We start from the raw sequence: 1,269 nt of genomic DNA on the forward strand, positions 1-1,269 counted from the left end.
CCGGCTGGCTGATCCTCAAGACCGAGGGGGAGGTGCAGGCGGCGGCGCGCCGCCACGGCCGCATGTGTCTTGTCGGCGTCCTCGTCGGTATTGGCGTGGTCAGCATCTGGACCCCGTTCATGAGCCAGGCCATCGCCGCGCGCTGGTTCGCCTGGCCCAACATTCTGTATTTGGCACCGGTACCTGTCGCGACAGCGGCCGTCGCCTTCTTCACCTGGCGGGTACTGGGCAGTGCAAGTGAGACGAAGCCTTTCGTCGGCGCCATCGGCCTCTTTGTGCTTTCCTATGTCGGGATCGCCATCAGCCTCTTCCCGATGATCGTTCCCTACCATTTCACGCTCTGGGAATCGGCTTCTTCAGAACGCACCCAGGCTTTCCTGCTCGTCGGCACTCTTGTGTTGTTGCCAGTAATCCTGATGTACACCGGCTGGTCGTACTGGGTGTTCCGCGGCAAAGTCCGAGCAGATATCGGATACCATTGAATAGGTTTTTTCGGACGCTGACCGACACAGTTGCTCTCATATTTACATGGTATCTAACTGGCTCGTGCAAGAAGCTGCATGTCGCGAAGAGCCAACGCCAATGAAGTCGACCTGTTCGGATCATTCGTCGCCACGACGCAGCAAGCGTCTCAGCATCGGTTCTATCCGCGAAAGCTCGTCGAGATGCGCAACCGAAAGGTCGGCCAGGTGGTCGTCGGCACGCACCGTTAACTGCAGCAGAACACGACGGTGGTCGTCCTTGTCCTGATCCCGTGCGACCAGCCCCGCCTCGCCAAGGCGATTGACCAATTCGACGGCGCTGTGGTGGCGGATGCGCAGGCGCTCCGCGAGGTCGCCGACCGTCACCGGTCCACCACCCGGATATCCCTTGATCGCAAGCAGCGCCTGATGCTGGCGTGGGGTCAGCCCGGCATCATGTGCCTGGACCTGGCTGAATTCGAGGAAGCGGCGGATCAGGTAACGAAACTCCGACAGCCGCTGGTAGTCGGCCTGGCTGATGGCGGGGCGTGGTTTTTGCGGATGCGTCATTTTTGACACTTGTTCCATTCCGATCGGTTTTAGCAAGAACGGCCTTGTCTATTTATATCGTATTACGATACATAGCGAACCGACAAGCATGCCGTGTCCGCCGACACAGTCATCCGGCACATGCGATGCGTCCGCAGAATGAGAGCAGCAATGAAACCTGATCACGCCAGCCCCGACAATCTCCGAGATTTCACGACCGATGCCAGGGTGCTGCTGGTTGCCGCGATAGCGGTGGTGG

2 protein-coding genes are annotated in these 1,269 nt (G+C 59.5%); one reads left to right on the plus strand and one right to left on the minus strand.

The window, feature by feature from the left end; all coding sequences use genetic code 11:
* On the plus strand, positions 1 to 482 hold a 482-nt coding region (locus EN993_RS35965), incomplete at its 5' end, for a cytochrome d ubiquinol oxidase subunit II (RefSeq protein ID WP_206532487.1).
* Positions 483 to 602: 120 nt separating this feature from the next.
* On the opposite strand, the gene EN993_RS35970 is transcribed toward EN993_RS35965, so the two are convergent.
* A complete protein-coding gene (locus EN993_RS35970) occupies positions 603 to 1,031 on the minus strand; it encodes a helix-turn-helix domain-containing protein (protein WP_245469079.1) in 429 nt (142 codons plus the stop codon).
* Between the last annotated feature and the right edge of the window lie 238 nt (positions 1,032 to 1,269).

Origin of the sequence: Mesorhizobium sp. M7D.F.Ca.US.004.01.2.1 (genome assembly GCF_003997785.1) — a bacterium.
Taxonomy (GTDB): Bacteria; Pseudomonadota; Alphaproteobacteria; order Rhizobiales; family Rhizobiaceae; genus Mesorhizobium; species Mesorhizobium loti.